The 17,611-nt window shown below is 34.6% G+C and carries 20 protein-coding genes and 1 other RNA gene; 6 read left to right on the top strand and 15 right to left on the bottom strand.

Going from position 1 to position 17,611, the window contains the following annotated elements; genetic code table 11:
• Nucleotides 1-35 precede the first annotated feature (35 nt).
• Together MKY04_RS03070 and MKY04_RS03065 are read right to left on the bottom strand one after the other, a co-directional pair.
• Nucleotides 36-470, bottom strand: coding sequence for a MarR family transcriptional regulator (locus tag MKY04_RS03070; RefSeq protein ID WP_346235284.1), 435 nt, complete (start codon nucleotides 468-470; stop codon nucleotides 36-38).
• Nucleotides 471-653: 183 nt separating this feature from the next.
• Complete coding sequence (locus MKY04_RS03065) at nucleotides 654-911, bottom strand: hypothetical protein (RefSeq protein ID WP_346235283.1); 258 nt, start codon at nucleotides 909-911, stop codon at nucleotides 654-656.
• 134 nt (nucleotides 912-1,045) lie between these two features.
• On the opposite strand from MKY04_RS03065, the gene istA reads away from it, so the two are divergent.
• From istA to MKY04_RS03050, 3 genes are all read left to right on the top strand, one after another.
• The gene (istA, locus tag MKY04_RS03060) at nucleotides 1,046-2,476 is read left to right on the top strand and encodes an IS21 family transposase (protein WP_346234451.1); all 1,431 of its coding nucleotides are present in this window, start codon (nucleotides 1,046-1,048) and stop codon (nucleotides 2,474-2,476) included.
• Nucleotides 2,469-3,194, top strand: coding sequence for an IS21-like element helper ATPase IstB (istB, locus tag MKY04_RS03055; protein WP_036180664.1), 726 nt, complete (start codon nucleotides 2,469-2,471; stop codon nucleotides 3,192-3,194). The genes istA and istB overlap by 8 nt, the downstream gene beginning before the upstream one ends.
• Before the next feature lie 406 nt (nucleotides 3,195-3,600).
• On the top strand, nucleotides 3,601-4,959 hold the full coding sequence (locus MKY04_RS03050; protein WP_346235867.1) for an IS1182 family transposase: 1,359 nt from the start codon (nucleotides 3,601-3,603) through the stop codon (nucleotides 4,957-4,959).
• A 168-nt stretch (nucleotides 4,960-5,127) separates the two neighbouring features.
• On the opposite strand, the gene ssrS is transcribed toward MKY04_RS03050, so the two are convergent.
• The 7 genes from ssrS to MKY04_RS03015 form a co-directional block, all read right to left on the bottom strand.
• Nucleotides 5,128-5,314: non-coding RNA, 6S RNA (gene ssrS, locus MKY04_RS03045), on the bottom strand.
• Between the two features lie 109 nt (nucleotides 5,315-5,423).
• Entirely contained in the window at nucleotides 5,424-6,359 is a 936-nt protein-coding gene (locus MKY04_RS03040) for a class I SAM-dependent methyltransferase (protein ID WP_346235282.1), read from the bottom strand.
• A 98-nt stretch (nucleotides 6,360-6,457) separates the two neighbouring features.
• Nucleotides 6,458-6,772 (bottom strand): putative quinol monooxygenase, encoded by a 315-nt coding sequence (locus MKY04_RS03035; RefSeq protein WP_346235281.1) that lies wholly within the window; start codon nucleotides 6,770-6,772, stop codon nucleotides 6,458-6,460.
• Nucleotides 6,773-7,227: 455 nt separating this feature from the next.
• Complete coding sequence (locus MKY04_RS03030) at nucleotides 7,228-7,644, bottom strand: hypothetical protein (RefSeq protein ID WP_346235280.1); 417 nt, start codon at nucleotides 7,642-7,644, stop codon at nucleotides 7,228-7,230.
• A 38-nt stretch (nucleotides 7,645-7,682) separates the two neighbouring features.
• Entirely contained in the window at nucleotides 7,683-8,174 is a 492-nt protein-coding gene (locus tag MKY04_RS03025) for a hypothetical protein (protein ID WP_346235279.1), read from the bottom strand.
• 23 nt (nucleotides 8,175-8,197) lie between these two features.
• Entirely contained in the window at nucleotides 8,198-8,488 is a 291-nt protein-coding gene (locus MKY04_RS03020) for an N-acetyltransferase family protein (protein ID WP_342774119.1), read from the bottom strand.
• A gap of 20 nt (nucleotides 8,489-8,508) precedes the next feature.
• A complete protein-coding gene (locus MKY04_RS03015; protein WP_342774120.1) occupies nucleotides 8,509-8,688 on the bottom strand; it encodes a hypothetical protein in 180 nt (59 codons plus the stop codon).
• Nucleotides 8,689-8,805: 117 nt separating this feature from the next.
• On the opposite strand from MKY04_RS03015, the gene MKY04_RS03010 reads away from it, so the two are divergent.
• The 3 genes from MKY04_RS03010 to MKY04_RS03000 all read left to right on the top strand — a co-directional run bounded on the left by MKY04_RS03010 (nucleotide 8,806) and on the right by MKY04_RS03000 (nucleotide 10,444).
• Nucleotides 8,806-9,258: a MarR family winged helix-turn-helix transcriptional regulator gene (locus MKY04_RS03010; protein ID WP_126295252.1), complete on the top strand. Its 453-nt coding sequence runs from the start codon at nucleotides 8,806-8,808 to the stop codon at nucleotides 9,256-9,258.
• A gap of 119 nt (nucleotides 9,259-9,377) precedes the next feature.
• Nucleotides 9,378-10,280 (top strand): permease, encoded by a 903-nt coding sequence (locus MKY04_RS03005; RefSeq protein WP_126295253.1) that lies wholly within the window; start codon nucleotides 9,378-9,380, stop codon nucleotides 10,278-10,280.
• A gap of 14 nt (nucleotides 10,281-10,294) precedes the next feature.
• On the top strand, nucleotides 10,295-10,444 hold the full coding sequence (locus MKY04_RS03000) for a hypothetical protein (protein ID WP_185807769.1): 150 nt from the start codon (nucleotides 10,295-10,297) through the stop codon (nucleotides 10,442-10,444).
• A gap of 133 nt (nucleotides 10,445-10,577) precedes the next feature.
• Here the strand turns inward: MKY04_RS03000 and arsC are convergent, their stop codons facing one another.
• The 6 genes from arsC to MKY04_RS02970 all read right to left on the bottom strand — a co-directional run bounded on the left by arsC (nucleotide 10,578) and on the right by MKY04_RS02970 (nucleotide 17,513).
• Nucleotides 10,578-10,997, bottom strand: a complete 420-nt coding sequence (gene arsC / locus MKY04_RS02995) for an arsenate reductase (thioredoxin) (RefSeq protein WP_126295254.1) — start codon at nucleotides 10,995-10,997, stop codon at nucleotides 10,578-10,580.
• Between the two features lie 22 nt (nucleotides 10,998-11,019).
• Nucleotides 11,020-12,315: an arsenic transporter gene (locus tag MKY04_RS02990; protein ID WP_126295255.1), complete on the bottom strand. Its 1,296-nt coding sequence runs from the start codon at nucleotides 12,313-12,315 to the stop codon at nucleotides 11,020-11,022.
• A gap of 14 nt (nucleotides 12,316-12,329) precedes the next feature.
• Nucleotides 12,330-12,674: an ArsR/SmtB family transcription factor gene (locus MKY04_RS02985; RefSeq protein ID WP_126295256.1), complete on the bottom strand. Its 345-nt coding sequence runs from the start codon at nucleotides 12,672-12,674 to the stop codon at nucleotides 12,330-12,332.
• Between the two features lie 143 nt (nucleotides 12,675-12,817).
• Nucleotides 12,818-14,014 carry a PLP-dependent aminotransferase family protein gene (locus MKY04_RS02980; protein ID WP_126295257.1) on the bottom strand — a complete coding sequence of 399 codons (1,197 nt, stop codon included), beginning with the start codon at nucleotides 14,012-14,014 and terminating at the stop codon, nucleotides 12,818-12,820.
• A gap of 313 nt (nucleotides 14,015-14,327) precedes the next feature.
• Entirely contained in the window at nucleotides 14,328-14,927 is a 600-nt protein-coding gene (locus MKY04_RS02975; protein ID WP_185807770.1) for a YdhK family protein, read from the bottom strand.
• A gap of 171 nt (nucleotides 14,928-15,098) precedes the next feature.
• Nucleotides 15,099-17,513 (bottom strand): heavy metal translocating P-type ATPase, encoded by a 2,415-nt coding sequence (locus MKY04_RS02970; RefSeq protein ID WP_126295259.1) that lies wholly within the window; start codon nucleotides 17,511-17,513, stop codon nucleotides 15,099-15,101.
• Nucleotides 17,514-17,611: the final 98 nt, after the last annotated feature.

Here is a 17,611-nt window from a genome sequence, read left to right as displayed (position 1 = left end):
AATTAGTGAGCAATGCGACTTCTAAAAAACCCTTTTTAACCATTTAGTTTTTCACTGTTATTAAGCAGTTTTTTTACCAAAGTTTGAAGCTGCTGTATCTCTTGCTCTGTACATTCATGAAATAAATCATCAAAAAATTGCTTTCTTTCTAAATCACAGTGCTCTAAAGCATTTTTACCAGCATCTGTAATCTCCACAATTACTTCCCGATTATTTTGTTTATTACGATTACGAATAACAAAATTATTTTCTTCAAGTAATTTTAAGTGTCTTGTTATAGCAGCTTGATCAATCTTCAGCGAATGCTGTAATTCTATTTGGGAAAGCTGTCCCCTTTTAAGCAATGTGTACAATATTTCATATCTGGTTAAGCTAATCCCCGTTCGCTTTTCGAAATTTTGAGTGACTTGTCTATCAAGATTTTTAAACATAAGGAGTATATGTTTTTTTTCTTCACATGATTGTTGCATTTCTTCCCTCCTTATAAATGACTAATCAATAGTTGACAAGTCAATTATAGTGTAAAATAGTAATTAATCAAGCTTTTTGCTTATAAAAAATACGTACCTAGTGTATATTTCCAAAATAAAACCCCGAACAAGTACATTTTACTTAGTGTTCCTATTCGGGATCAAAAATCTATATATTATGGTTTAGCAATTCTCACGATTGTTATTATTTTGATTACGGTTGCGATTGAAATTTAAGTCCTCTGCAAACTCTTCACGATTATTGTCGTTTTGAATGCGCTCTCGATTAAAGTTTAGATCTTCAGCAAACTCTTCACGATTATTATCGTTTTGAATACGCTCGCGATTAAAATTTAGATCTTCAGCAAACTCTTCACGATTATTTTGATTTTGTTGTTGGTTGTTGTTTTTATCCATCATCCATCTCACTGTGTATTGCATAATAAAAGTGCAGACTAGTGCAACGAATTTGTACAGAGTCTAGCACTTTTTTAGTGCAAAAAAATAGACTTGCCAGCCACCCCAAGTCACTCTACTGTTAAAGTGTCGAATTTTACCAGTGGAGGTTTGAAAGGATGCTAGCAATGTCTGAAATTAATTGTATCAAAACTTTAAGAAATGAAAAAGGATTGTCTATTTCTAAAATTGCAGAAACTATGAATGTAAATTGGCGTACCGCCAAAAAGTATGGTGATGGCAATCAGTTACCTCAAGAAAAAAAGCATATTAAAAAAGGGATGATGTACGAAGAAAAATGGGGAGAAATCGTTATAGACTGGCTTGAAGAAGATCTCAAACTAAAGAAAAAACTACGTCGAACAAATAAAAAAATAGTTGCGGATTTAAAAAGGATGGGGTTTAAAGGATCGTATCGAACGGTCTGTAACTTTATTCAAGAATGGCGTGCGACAGAAGATGATGAAGTAAGTAAAGGGCATGAGCGATTACAACATCCAGAAGGTGAAGCGCAACTAGATTTTGGCGTAATGGAGGCTGTTCAAGACGGAGAGATTGTCGATGTTCATGTTTTAGTTATGACGTTCCCAGCTAGTAATACTGGTTTTGCGATACCGATGCCTGGAGAAAATTTGGAGTGTTTCCTAGGTGGGTTACAAGAGCTGTTTAAGCAAGCTGGTGGAGTGCCAATTAGTATTCGAATTGACAATTTAACACCTGCGGTCAAAAAAGTACGCAAAGGTGATACAGAAGCTGAATTAACAGAAGCATTTCGCCATTTCCAAAACTATTATGGCTTTAAAGTGCAAGTGTGCAATCCATCCAGAGGTAATGAAAAAGGAAATGTGGAAAATAAAGTAGGCTATGTACGATATAACTTCTTTAGCTTACCACCAGTCATAAAAGACTTTGAAGATTTAACGGAACAATTAAAGCAACAACTGAAGGAAGATCGTGACCGACCACATTATGAAAAAGAAGAACTCATTGAGGATTTATGGCAGCAAGAGCAAAAGCAATTAATAAAATTACCAGAAGATCCGTATCCAGTATTTAAGCAGTTTCCGATTAAGTTTAATAAGTATAATGAGTTTAAGTTAGACAAGCATTTTATTCATGTGCCTAGAGCGCGTAACTATGTGCAGTTATATTGCATTACGTATTGGGATTCATTCAAAGTGATTACAAATGAGGGAGAAATTTTATTATCAGATGCAAGACCTTATATGAAGAAACGACGTTTCATTCCATGGAAAGATATTTTAAAAGATTGGTTAAAAAAGCCTCGTGTTATTGGGCATTCACGTTATACCCCTTATTTACCGACTCGTATAAAGGAGTATTTAACAGTTCCATCCTTGGCATTAAGGAAACAGCGTCTAAATGAATTACTCACTCTTTTAGTGACTCATGATATGAAAGAAATTGACCAGAATTTTTATGAACTTATTGGAAAAAATAGCGATGATCAAGAACATCCTTACGGTGTAAAATGGACTGATTATGATGCGCTATCTCCTAAAGGAATGGAGGCTTCAAGTCATGAATAATGCCATTTTACAATTGTGTAAGCAATTGCGGTTAGCTCATATCGCTGAAGCAATACATGATGTTCCATTTACAACACCTGAAGAATATATTTACCAACTTTTATTAAAAGAACAAGATGGTCGGGAACAAGCAAGGATCGCAAGAAACTTAAAGAATGCCCGATTTATCGATACGAAAACATTAGAGGGCTACGAATGGCACAAAGATATTTGTTTACCTAGTCATCTATCGAAAGAAGAACTAGTGCAGCTCGATTTTATTCGAAGAAAAGAGAATGTAATTCTAGTAGGGGCGCCTGGAACTGGTAAAACACATTTAGCTTCAGCACTGGGTAGAAAAGCTTGTGAGCAAGGTTTTGAAGTACGTTTTTATCGAGTTTCGCATTTAGTAGAAGAATTGGAACAGGCTTTACATGTGGGGAAATTAAAGCAATTTCGAAATAAATTAGAGAAAATTGATTTAATGATATTGGATGAAATGGGTTATCTTCCATTTGGTAAAGAAGGAGCGGAGTTACTTTTTCAAATCATTTCTGAATTTTACGAACAGAAGAGTTTGATTATCACGTCAAATTTAGAATTTAGTCAGTGGAATCGTATTTTTTCAGATTCACGTTTAACGGCAGCTCTGGTGGATCGTTTGATTCACCATGCCCATATTATTTCTTATACGGGACAGAGCTTCCGTTTAGCCAATGCGTTGTCGAGAAAACAGTAAAAATATTGGGTGGCAACACTCTGTATTTTTCATTGCAATTCTCTGCATTTTTATCTTGCAAAATACACTCACCTCCATCTAGATTATTGTGAGAAGTATAAAGAGCTTTATACATTAAAATAGGTAATATTTTTGTAAACAAAAAACACTCTTAAATGAGTGTTCAGACTGTAGACAAACTCGAAAATTCGAGTTTGCCTACAGTCTTTTTTCTTTTAAAATAAAATTAATAACCCTTTTTGAATAAGTTAGTTGATTTCCGTTTCGGCGGACGCTTTCCGCGGGCGTGGGCCAATCCTCCTCGTCGCTACGCTCCTGCGGGGTATCGGCCGTCACGCTTTTCCCGCAGGAGTCGCCGCCTACACTACAATCAACTACTTCTAAATATACGTTGAGGTGAATGGAAATGATGTCGAAAAATCAAATAAATGAACGCGATCAAATTGAGATGATTACGATTGAAGAACTTGTACCAAAAGACCATCTTGTTAGAAAGCTTGAATCAGCCATTGATTATTCTTTCATCTATCCACTAGTAGAACCGCTGTATTCTAAATTAGGTCGCCCGAGTGTTGACCCAGTCGTATTAATCAAAATGACATTTGTTCAATATGTATTTGGAATCCGTTCAATGCGTCAAACAATAAAAGAAATCGAAACGAATATGGCGTATCGATGGTTTTTAGGATTTGGCTTCCATTCAGAAGTACCACACTTTTCAACCTTCGGTAAAAACTATGAACGTCGTTTTCAAGACACAGATATCTTTGAACAGATTTTCTATCGAATACTTAAAGAAATTGCTGATAAAGGATTACTAAGTGCTGACCATGTTTTCATCGATTCAACGCATGTTAAAGCGAGTGCGAATAAACGTAAATTCGAGAAGAAGATGGTACGTAAAGAGACTCGGGCATATGAAGCTAAACTTCAAGAAGAATTGAATCAAGATCGGATTGATCATGGGAAGAAACCATTCCCACCAGATAAATTTGAAAAAGAAGAGATAAAGGAAATTAAAGAAAGTACGACAGACCCTGAAAGTGGCTACTATGTAAAAGATGAACGAACTAAGCAGTTTGCTTACTCATTTCATGCGGCAGCTGACCGCTATGGATTTATACTCGGATCAATTGTGACACCTGGTAATGTTCATGATAGTCATATGCTTCAACCACTTGTTGAAAAGGTAATGGAAAAAGTGAAAAAGCCACTTGCTGTTGCTGCCGATGCTGCTTATAAAACACCTGCGATTACTAAATTCTTATTTGAACATGATATTCAACCAGCACTTCCTTATACACGACCAAAAACAAAGGATGGATTTTTACGCAAACATGAATATGTCTATGATGAGTATTATGATTGCTATCTTTGCCCGGAAGGGCAAGTCCTTAAATATACGACAACGACTAAAGATGGGAAACGCCAATATAAATCAAACCCTACTCAGTGTGTAAACTGTCCTTTACTTACTCAATGTACAAGTAGTAAGGATCACAGAAAAATCATTGAACGTCATATTTGGGCACATCATGTAGAGGAAGCGGATCATCTTCGTCATCAAAGTGATATCAAACAAATATATGCTAGACGTAAAGAAACGATTGAACGTGTCTTTGCAGATGCAAAAGAAAAGCATGGTATGCGATGGACAACCCTACGTGGAATTAAAAAATTGTCTATGCAGGCGATGCTTACTTTTGCTGCCATGAATTTAAAAAAGCTTGCTAATTGGACGTGGCAAGCTTCAGAAATGGCCTAAAATATAATACTCGAAGAGTGTTTTTACCCCAAATAAGTCGGTTAAATACCCAATAATCTATTAAAATTACAAAAGACCTTCAGAATAAGCCCATTCTGAAGGTCTTTTGTCAACAACCTGAACACTCTTAAATGAGTGTTCTCGAAGTCCTGCTTTACAAAATTATGTATACAAGCCACCTTGCCGTAATTATTATAGAAAGTTTTAAACCACCACTCCTCAAAGTGGGTGTTCGCAAAAGATTTCCTGTATATCATCAGCTAATGTGATGCTCGCCATTCCACCTTCGATATAAAACTCCCTTTTACAGCTTAAAGGTTAAAACTTAATATTTATACGTACAACGCAGCTTTAACATTATAATACTAGGAAATATTATATTGTGCAAGTAAGTGTTTTTAATACAAAAAGTCAAAGTTTAATTTATGGAAATTAAGGGTTCCTCTATTGTTAATATCCATTATTTATGAAAGTCTTACTACTTTTGTTGAATGTTCAAAAGTCTCTACACTATAATTTTTATTATGCGTTATTAACAATTCTTCGAAAAACGAAAGACCCGGTGCATAAATAAAACTTCCACCAACTTTTAATGAATTTAAGATTTCCATATACTTAAGAGCATAAGATTCAAATTTCCCATCTGCTTTTAAATGATGGTGAGTAAAATGATTAGAAAACGCCATATGAGAGATTATTGTTCTCCAAGTCTTTGGAGAGAATGAAACTTCAAGCCAATTCCTCTTAAACAAATAATCATTAGATTTTACATTTCGGTCTATTCCAAAAGCTTCGATGCCCTTTTCTCGTAAAAAATAAACTAAGTGACCTTGAGAACCACATCCTATATCTAAGACAGGTTGTTCAATTGTTTCTAAATCAATATTTAATAACTTTAATTGAAAACTAGGCGTGTATTCTGCGCATTTTACTTGAAATAAATCTGGTGCTTCCTTATATTTTTTTAATATTTCAGCACCATTTGATTCATATAAAAATGCTTGTAAGTTTTTATAATGTCCAGCAAACAAGCAATCAATGTCTTCTTCTGAAATGTAATTTTGATACGCCAGAGCACAAACTTGATCAAACAAATTTGCATAAATATTTCTAAGAATTTTATAATCTTTACTATTAAAATCCAGGTACTGATTTACCTCCAAAAATAACTTGATGGATTTATCCGAAGCATAGTTTATTAATTCTCCATAAGTACCTTCCTCTTTTGAAAGCGCGATAAACTCTTGTATTTCATGTACTTTTTGCGCTAATAATTCCTTAGATTCCTTTGAGGCAGTTAATATTAATTGTCCATTTACCAACTCGTATAATAAACTTTTGTTTTTATTGTGAAATATTTGCTGCTCGATTACTTTCTTAAAGTCTCTAATGGTAAACATCTTCCACCCTCCTGAAAATTACATTAAATGATTAGCAGCTGCCCCCTAGTTAGATAATAACTGAGCTTTAATCCCTTTTGGTCAAAGCCTTAGTTAAATTAGTTAGATGATATCCCCTTACCTCCAATTGCTGATAGAATATTTATTCTCTCCATTCCAGTAATAATTGGTTTTGCACGATTGATTAAAGTTTGTGTAGCCTCGAGAGATAAAGAAGCTTGATGGGCTTCTTCATTACTCCACACTTCATAAACGTGAATAGCATTTGGTTCGGTCTCAGAAATATTTACGATATATATCTCACACTCATCTAGATCCTTCATTGATTTTGCTGCTTCTAACAAAATTTCTACCATTGTATCCCGTTTTCCCTCTTGAACAGTAAACTTTCCAAACAAACTAAATTTACTCATAAAGCTCCTCCTTCATCATGTCTTCTGCTAATTTGTTCTACATCCAAAAACAATTTACCTTTTTCTTTGCATTAATAAGGAAAGAATATAATCAATACAATGTTTTAATACTCCATATAAGTAAGGCTTTACTTTATAAATACATAGAAGTTCGATTAATATTAAAAAGGCATAGAAATCTAACCTTCTTCGCCTTTTCTTATTTTGCATATATTAAAATTAGTCAAAAGTTATTAGCTGCTTAGTTCCCCATTCACAAATCATATATAATCGATTTTCCCTTAACTCCGCAGTTAGGCGTCCGCTCGTTTTTTCCGTTAAGTCTTTTGTTAATTGGTTTTTATGGTAGAGACTTAAGAATTTCATGCTTGGATGTAGATTGTACTCATTTAGTTGCTGCCTTTCAAAATAAAAAGCACTCTATTTTAATTAGAGTGCCCTCCTATATTATGATATTAAGGTGTAATTCCTTCGCTTTTTAAGTCATCCCTATTAATATACACATTACCATTTACTCTATTAAATCGAATGCCATTAAAAGTATCTTCTGAATCATTTTCAAGATAATCGATTGGCATTTCAGGTACTTCATAAATCACTTTAGCAACATACCCAGGTATTATAAAAGCCATATCCCATTCTATCTGATTATCAACCATAGTCGCTGCCTCAGTAAACATTATCTCATCATAAAGTAATGCATGGTCCTCAACAGCAACCCATAATATAGGATCGACATTGTCATTATTAGGTATATAACTTATTGCTGAATCGTAGTCAATATCTGCATATGAAGACCTATCTACAATATGAATGCCTTCCTTTATTTTTAAATACTTATCTACGATTCTTGTAGCCTCCTGAGCATACAAACCTTGAACTAACCACTCTTGATATGTATCCCCAAAAGTTATTCATTTATGTCATAAATTAAAATATCGAATAATTTTTCATCTACATAAAGCAAAATAGCCCATTCTCCTTGCTCTGGAAATTGAACAGATGAAGGTGCATGTGCATCGGCCCCGTTGTTTTCTCCTCCAAGTTGAAGTGACCAGCCTGTCATTAATATAGGATGGACGGATTTTGTTTCTTTATGGAAGCCTACTATCGTGAGCTCTTTACCAACTGGATCATTGTTTTCCCATAGGTGCCACATCCATTTTTGACCGTTTAGGCTTGGCATACCTGCACCGATAACGCCTGATTTGTTTTCATTTCCTATGATTCCGCTATCACCGAACATGACTGCTTTTTGATCCCAATCAATGGATTCAAAATCACCGACTTTTACAAAATCTGGGATATCCTCAGGCAGTGAAACTGACTGTTCTTTCGCACATCCTGCTATGATTAAGCACATTCCCAGCATAATTAGTGCCGTTAGTTTTTTCCTCAGCATAAACATCCCCCTTACTTTTTCATCTAAATATATGCTTTACTCCTACGCTCTAACAGCACAGTATCTCTCCAAACACCATTTAGCTTTCCTATTTTTTCACGGGTACCAACAATACGAAACCCTACCTTCTTATGTAGTTGGATACTCGCTTCATTTTCCAGCAACACTGTAGATTGCAAAGTCCAAAAACCATTTCTTTCGCTTTCTTCAATAAGGTTAGTTAGCAACGCTGTACCAATTCCCTTCCCCTTCGCTTTTGGCGATACATAGATGCTTACTTCGCCAACTCCCGCATAAACACAACGACTTGACACTTCACTTAAGGCAACCCATCCTAAACCTCTTTATCTATTACCGCTACGAATCTACAAGTAGGATGATGTGATTGATTCCATTGGTCGAAACTAGGAGCAGTAATTTCAAATGTCGCATTTCCAGTAGCAATCCCATCTAAATAAATGTTTTTTACACTTTTCCAGTCATTATCAACCATATTTCTAATTTCAACTGACATTCCCATTTCCCCTCTTACTATCATAATTTGTAAAAAATATAGCAAATATTAGTTGACACGTCAAATAGTTGTATAATACAATCACCTTAATAAATTACTCTGTGTGGTGAAAAGTATATGAAAAAAGTTGAAGCTGGAAAAGAACATCAACAACTTAGAGAAATGCTTCAAATTTTAATCCGACGCTTTGGTTTACTTGAAAAAGAAGGTGCACAATGCTGTGGTGTTACATTAGTTCAAAGTCATATTTTATTTGAAATTCAACGGGCAAAGCAGCTTACATTAAATGAGCTATCAGCCTCTTTAGGGCTTGATAATAGTACGCTAAGTCGACATATCCAAGGACTTGTGGAGCGAAATTTGGTTACTCGAACACAATCCCCTACCGATCGTCGATACGTTCTTATTTCATTAACCGAAGATGGTGAAAAATATGAAAATGATATTACAGATCAAATGAATACCTACAATTTTGAAATACTTTCACATATTCCTTCAGATAAACGTGAACAAGTGCTAGAAAGTATAGAACTACTTTTACAGGCTATGAAAAACAGCAGTTGCTGTTAGTAGCCTTTCTTTCAGACTAATACTTGTATATTGCAACGGTTGTAATAACAAACCAAAACTATTAGTTGTAAATTACAACTATTATAAGACAAATTAATATAATGGAGGAATTTTTAATTATGTTTGAGTTACTTTCAAAAATCTTTATAGAGTTTCTTTCATTAAGTAAAAATTTATTAGTTTTATTTATCGGAATTTCATTTTTAATCAGTTTCTTGCAAGCCTATGCTCCTATTGAAAAAATCGAGAAATGGATGGGAAGCAAAAATACTTTAGTAGCAAATTTTGCAGGGGCATTTCTTGGATTTATCACACCTTTTTGCTCATGCTCTACCATTCCACTATTAGTGACAATGCTCAATCGAAATATTCCTTTTCAAACAGTTATGACTTATTTATTTAGTTCTCCGTTGCTAGATCCATGGATTATTGCACTCATGGCTTATATGTATGGTGTTAAAGCAACGATTATTTACACAATTACAACATTTATCTTTTCGATGATCATTGGTTGGTATTTAGATAAGAAAAACTACAAAGAGCATGTAAAAAATGTCTTTATTAAAGGAACAATCCCAGAACAAAACCGAGAGCGTAGACGAAATCTTTTGCTTAATATTAAGCTGTCCTTTAAAGAAACTTGGGAATTAATAAAAACTGTGCTTGTTTATATCCTTATCGGAGCACTTGTTGGGGCGATTATTAAAGAAGCTGTACCTACTGATTTTCTAAACTTAATTTCTGATCAAAATCAATGGTGGGTAATTCCATTAGCAGCGGTTATTGGTGTACCACTATATATCCGGTTGTCCACAATGTTGCCTATGGCTCAAATACTACTTGCCAACGGTTTTCCCATCGCGCCGACAATGGCATTGTTAATTGGTGGTGCTGGAGCTAGTCTACCCGAAATTATTATGCTAAAGAGTATTTTTAGTACGAAGTTAATCACAGCGTTTATAACATCCGTGTTTTTAATGGCTACTTTCTCAGGGTATTTATTTTTAATAATTGAATTTTAAAAGGAGGTGAAAAAATGAATATCCTATCACTTTTTAAAGGAAGTCAAAAAAAGAAAGATTGCTGTGACATTCAAATTATTGAAATAGAAGAGGAAAAAATTAATTGCTGTGATGGAAATAGTAACGAGCAATGCTGTACGGATGAAAATAATAAAAACAATTAACATCTTGGTAAATTCGGGCTTGTCGCATGAGATATGGGTAACCCCCTTACATCTCATGCGGCAATTAAGCGCGAATTATTTCTATTGCCTGTTCTTTAAAACTATAGATGAGACATCTAGCAAGTACTTTTTGTTATTCCCCTGTTGCAGCAAAGTGTCTAATTCTTTCACCTATTTCATCGCGAACACGCTGGAAAAATGCCCATTTTTCTTCATCAGTTCCTTGAGCTTTTGCTGGATCATCAAAGCCCCAATGTTCCCGTTTAACCGAAGGGGGTGTAACTGGACATTTGTCTGCTGCATCGCCGCATAATGTAACAACTAAATCTGCGTTGTTTAATATTTCAATATCTATAATATCAGAAGTTTGATTTGAAATATCAATTCCTACTTCATTCATAGCTTTAATAGCATTCGGGTTGATTCCATGTGCTTCTATGCCCGCGCTCTTCACTTCCCAGTCAGTGGGTAAAAGTTTTTTTGCCCATCCTTCTGCCATTTGGCTTCTGCAAGAATTTCCTGTACATAAAAAGTAAATCGTTTTTTTATTCATGCTTGTCTCCTTAAAAATGTTATTAAAATACGATAAGAGTTAAGTATAAACCTAATAATGTAAAGAACAGAATTGGGATTGTTAACACAATACCCGTTTTAAAATACGTTCCCCATGAGATTTTCACGCCCTTTTGAGAAAGAACATGAAGCCACACTAATGTTGCAAGTGACCCAATTGGTGTAATTTTTGGTCCTAAGTCAGATCCAATTACATTCGAATAAATTAGTGCTTCCCTTAAAATTCCTGTTGTATTCGTCTCTGCAATTGCTAAGGCATCAATCATAACAGTCGGCAAATTGTTCATAATCGAAGATAAGAATGCTGCAATAAAGCCCATCGCCATTGTACCTACAAACAGACCCTGTTCTGCAAAAAATTCAATGACACCAGCCAAGGAAGCTGTTAACCATGCATTGCCCATTCCGTAAACTACAACGTACATTCCGATTGAGAAAAATACGATATTCCATGGCGCTCCTTTAACAACAGCTGTTGTATTAACAGCTTTGCTTCTTCTAGCCATTAATATGAAAAAGATTGCAATTATACCCGCCACAAAGGAAACAGGAATATGAATAAATTCACTCGTAAAATAACCAATTAATAATATTCCAAGCACAAACCATGAAAGTCGGAACATTTTATAATCCTTTATTGCTTCTTTCGGAATTCTTAATTTTGATAAATCATAATTAGTTGGAATATTTTTTCTGAAATAAATTAGTAAAACAGTAATAGTCGCAATTAATGAAAAAATGTTAGGGATGATCATTCTTGAGGCGTATTCTGCAAAACCAATATTAAAGTAGTCTGCTGATACTATATTTACCAGGTTACTCACGATAAATGGCAAAGAAGTCGTATCTGCTATAAATCCACTTGCCATAATAAATGGGAAAATTAATTTTTCTTTGAAGTTTAAATTTTTTACCATTGCTAAAACAATAGGCGTTAAGATTAAGGCAGCTCCATCATTTGCAAATAACGCAGAAACAACTGCACCTAAAATACTCACATAGACAAACATTTTAATGCCATTACCTTTTGCGATTCTTGCCATATGTAATGCTGCCCATTCGAACAATCCGATCTCATCCAATATAATCGAGATTAAAATAATTGCAATAAATGTTAAAGTCGCGTTCCATGTAATTCCGACAACCTCAGCTACATCATGAAAATCTACCACACCAACTATTAATGCCAGTACAGCTCCTCCACATGCAGTCCAGCCTATATTTAAACCCTTTGGCTGCCAGATGACAAAAATTAGTGTTATTAAAAAAATGAATGATGCCAATATTGGAGTAATCAACAAACTCCCTCCTCCTACTTACATGAGATGCGCAATCCTTGTTCTTTAAGTTTTTGTAGATGAAAGTCTTGATTAGGGAGATGATGAAGTAAACTTTGTATAATCGGAAAATACTTACACTGCCTATTCAAAGAATAAATAACCCATTGCCCTTTTTTTGTTTCTTGAACTAACCCAGCATCCTTTAATTTTTTTACATGCTGACTAATAGCTGGCTGGCTCACCTTAAAAACTTCCACAAATTCACAAACACAATAATCATGGGATTCCAGCATTTTAATCATCGTTAAACGTGTTTTATCACCTAAAAGCTTTAAGATGGACGCTGTTTCATCTATTTCTTTCACTACTTCCTGCAAAATATTCACCTCCAATTAAGTAGCAAAAAATATATAACAATCCGCTTATATAATAATTCACTTATATATAATTTTCAAGGTTCATACACAATAAATAAAAAAGCAGGACATAGTCAAAAGTTTGACTAAGCCTGCATTGTTACTTACACTATTTGCTTTTCAGAGGTTAGAGAATATAAAATTTTCCCTAAACGTTTAATCCCTTCCTCAATCATTTCTGGAGAAGAGTTTGTATAATTTAACCGCAATGTATTTACGTTTGTTTTACTAGTATAGAATGGATCTCCAGGTACAAAGGCAACTTTTTCTTCCATCGCTTTATAGAAGAAATCAAGAGCCGATGTTCCCTCTTCTAATGTAACCCAAATGAACATACCTCCATCCGGTTTTGTATATTTCACAGTAGATGGGAAGTATTTAGCCATTGCATTCAGCATTGTATTTGCTTGCGTTTGGTAAAGGTTAATTATTTTCTTTACATGAGAGTCTAAATCATTATTTACTAAATAATCATGAATAATAATTTGAGAGAAAATATTTGTGTGCAAATCTGTTGCCTGTTTCGCTGTATTAATATGGTGCATTAACTCTTTATTTTTCGTTACGATATAGCCTAGGCGCATCCCTGGAGTTACGACTTTCGAGAATGAACCAAGCAACACAGAATTTTCTAAACGACCAGCACCGATATATGGCAATTGTTCACCATGCCATCTTAAATCCCCATACGGATCGTCTTCAATTAATACAACATCATAGTTTTTAACTACTTCATAAACGGCTTCACGATTTTCCCTTGAGTACGTAATTCCAGTTGGATTATGGAAATTAGGTACAGTATAAATAAATTTAATATTCCGATTATTTTTTAGTGTATCTTCTAATTGTTCTACATTTAATCCATCTTCATCTAATACAACTGTATAAAAACTAGGTTCGGCTAAAGTGAATGCTTGGATAGCACCTAAATAACCAGGTTCCTCCATCACTATTCCTTCGCCTTTATTAATAAGTACTTGTGATATTAATTGCAACGCCTGTTGAGAACCAGTTGTAATTAAAATATCTTCTGGATCAAAGTCTAAACCGTGACTTTTCTTATATTTTTCGACGATATATTGGCGTAACGGCAAATAACCTTCAGTAGTTGAATATTGGAATAATTTCGCACCATTTTCTTCGATTGCATGATTAATCGATTTTTGCAAATCATCAATTGGAAATGAAATTGGATTTGGTAAACCTCCAGCAAACGAAATGACGTCAGGTGCATCTGTCACCTTTAGTATATTTCGAATGAATGATGATGGAGTATTTAATATCTTATTTGAGTACTTCATTTATATTTCCCTCTTTTTCGGATAGTCGCTGAAAAGATTCTATAAAATCAAATCAGTGTTATCCGATTTTATCAGACTATTTAAAAAATTTCAAAGGGAAAATTAATAAAAAATGATAAAACATAGAAATTATTTATTCATTTCAAAAATAAATATCCATAAACCGCTCGAACAATCAATTTTCAACGAATATACGGTAAATATATTCTAATTTTTGATTTTATAAAAATAACATGAAATTTACATCACTATGTTATGTGAATTTTGCATTAAAAAGTATTCATAAATTTTATGAATTGGACTTTTACAAGTGTTACTCTGCAGATAATTCACTTTCTTTTAACCACTTATGATTTGCTACTGTTTCTCCCGTAGTAGATGTGAAATTTACCATATAAACTGTTGTATCTTCCACTGTATCAATAACACCAGTTGCACCTAGCATGCCTGGTTCGTGATCAGCATTAATGACTACTTCTGCACCTTGGTCAAGAGTTTCTTCTCCATATCCCTTTATTTCTTCTTTAATAACCCATTTATGATTTTCTTGAAATTCATTTCCATTTGTCGGCGTATAGGAAACTGAATAAACAGTTGTATCGTAAGCCCCTACAATTGTTGCTTCAGATCCAAGCATTCCCTCCATATGATCTCCTTTAATAGTAGCTTTACTGCCGACTGGAAATTTAGGGTTTTCAGCTTCTTTTAATCCCTCTGGAACATCACCTGTACTTGAGTGATTCGGGAGTGCTGTATCCCCATCCTCATGTTTATCCATTTCTTCATTGTTATTTGTGACAGTTGTCCCAGTTTCCGACGTATCACCATTGTTCGTATCATTCCAGCCGCAAGCTGTTAGCAAAATAGTTGCAAAGAGTGAAGTTATTAGCAACAATAATTTGTTCTTCATCATATGCCTCCTAAAGTTTTTTGAACAAAATCAGTTCAACTTTTACTTTAAGGATTGACCTTAAACTATTTTCTATTCATAAAGTTAGTCCAAATTAAAGATGCTTTTTTGAATAAAAAAGAAGCTAAATGAATAGCTTCCTAATAGTTTGATGATAAAAGGTTAAAATTATCTTTACTTATCTAGCCTTGCTCTTTGTAATCTTAGTGCGTTTAGGACTACTGATACAGAACTAAATGCCATTGCAGCGCCCGCTACCCAAGGAGCAAGGAATCCAGCAGCTGCAATTGGAATTCCTATGATATTGTAACCAAATGCCCAGAATAAATTTTGTTTAATATTAATCATTGTCTTATGACTCATGATGATAGCATCTGCAATACTGTTTAAGTCACCACGGATTAAAGTGATGTCTGCTGCTTCCATAGCAACATCTGTACCTGTTCCGATTGCCATTCCTATATCTGCTACAGCTAATGCAGGTGCATCATTAATTCCATCGCCAACCATGGCAACCTTCTTACCTGTTGACTGAAGTTTCTTTACTTCTTCCGCTTTTCCTTCTGGTAAAACTTCAGCTATTGTTTGTCCAATTCCAACTTGAGCAGCAATGGCTTTTGCAGTTCTCTCGTTGTCACCTGTCATCATAATAACTTCTATGTTCATTTCTTGAAGACGTTTTATTGCTTTTTTTGAAGTTTCTTTGATTGTATCAGAGACAGCCACTAAACCCGCATATTGACCATTTATACTTGCTAACATTGTTGTTTTCCCGTTGGCTTCTAATTCTTCCATCATGTTCAATATTGAAGTAATATCAATATTGTTTTGATTCATTAATTGGCGAGTACCTACTACAACTGCTTTTTGATTTACAATTCCTTTTACTCCATAACCAGGAATTGCCTCAAATTCTTTAACATCTCTTAGTTCTATTCCACGTTCTAGTATTCCTCGAACAATTGCTTGGGCAAGAGGATGTTCTGATTGTTTTTCAACAGATCCAATAAAAGAAAGAAATAATCTTTCACTGATATGTTCCTCTGCATAAACATCTGTTAATTCAGGTTTCCCCTTCGTAACAGTTCCAGTTTTATCTAGCACAACAGTGTTTATATGCTGTGTTTGTTCTAGATACTCCCCACCTTTAAATAAAATTCCTAATTCAGCTGCTCGGCCTGAACCAGCCATAATTGAAGTAGGAGTTGCTAAACCAAGTGCACATGGACAAGCAATTACAAGAACTGAAATTAAAGCTTCCAGTGCAGAGCTAAATTCTCCAGGTGTAATAAATACAAGCCAGATAATATAAGTAATAATTGCAATTCCTATAACGATTGGAACGAATATACCTGAAATTTTGTCAGCAAGTCGTTGAATAGGAGCTTTTGAGCCTTGTGCATCTTCCACTACCTTTATAATTTGAGATAGAGCTGTATCTCTACCAACCTTTGTAGCAGTCATCTTTACAAAACCATTTTTGTTAATTGTTGATCCATAGACTAACGAGCCGACTGTTTTATCAATTGGAAGACTTTCACCTGTTAACATCGATTCATCGACAGCTGTATTCCCTTCTACAATTACACCATCTACTGGGATTTTTTCACCGGGTTTTACTAAAATCGTATCTCCGATAATTACTTCTTCCAGTGGGACTTCTTTTTCTATCCCGCCCCGAACAACTAAAGCTGTTTTCGCTTGTAGTCCCACTAATTTCTTAATTGCTTCAGATGAACGTCCTTTTGCTTTCGCTTCAAATAACTTTCCTAAAAGAATTAAGGTAATCAGAACTGCGCTTGTTTCAAAATAAAGCTGCGCATGATGATGTTCACCAGATAGAATCGTTTGAAACACACTATAAAAATAAGCAGCAGAAGTTCCGATAACAACGAGGACATCCATGTTGGCGCTTTGATTTCTCAATGCTTTAAAAGCACCTACATAAAACTGCCACCCTATAATAAATTGTACTGGTGTTGCTAATATCATTTGAACCCAAGGATTCATTAAAATAGCTGGAACGTAAATAAAAGAAGTAAAAGAGAAATGACCAACCATTGTCCATAAAAGCGGCAAAGACAAAATCGCTGAAATAATGAATTTTTGTTTTTGTTTTTGAATTGCTTTTTCACGGAAATCTACTGTATCTTGCTCATTTTCCTTTAAATGTGCAAGATAACCTAATTTCTCTACTCTTCCCACAATGTCCGCGACGGAAACTTGAGATGGATAATATTCTACAGTGGCATGTTCAAGCGCTAAGTTAACATTTGCTAGCGTTACGCCCTCCATTTTATTGAGTCCTTTTTCTATTCGATTGGCACAAGCAGCACACGTCATTCCTGTTATAGCAAATTCCTTTTTATCTTTTACAACACCGTAGCCTAATGCTTCAATTTTCTTTTCAAATTCTTGTTGACTTACCTTCTCAGGATTATACTTTATAACAGATTTCTCTAAAGCTAGGTTGACGTTAGCTTCTTCAACTCCATCAATTTTGTTTAATCCCTTTTCTATCCGATTTGCACAGGCTGCACATGTCATTCCGGTAATTTGTAGACTCGTTTCTTTTACTTCATTACTCATTATTTCACCTCTCCCCATATACCTGCATAGGGTATTTAAAAAATGTGAAAGAGAGTGCTTTTTAAGCACTCTTTCGCTCAATATATAAAATGGCTGTT

The sequence above is a fragment of the Lysinibacillus telephonicus genome (assembly GCF_039654155.1).
GTDB lineage: Bacteria > Bacillota > Bacilli > Bacillales_A > Planococcaceae > Ureibacillus > Ureibacillus telephonicus.
The sequence above is the reverse complement of the archived record's forward strand: the minus strand, read 5'-3'. Positions and strand labels throughout refer to the sequence as shown.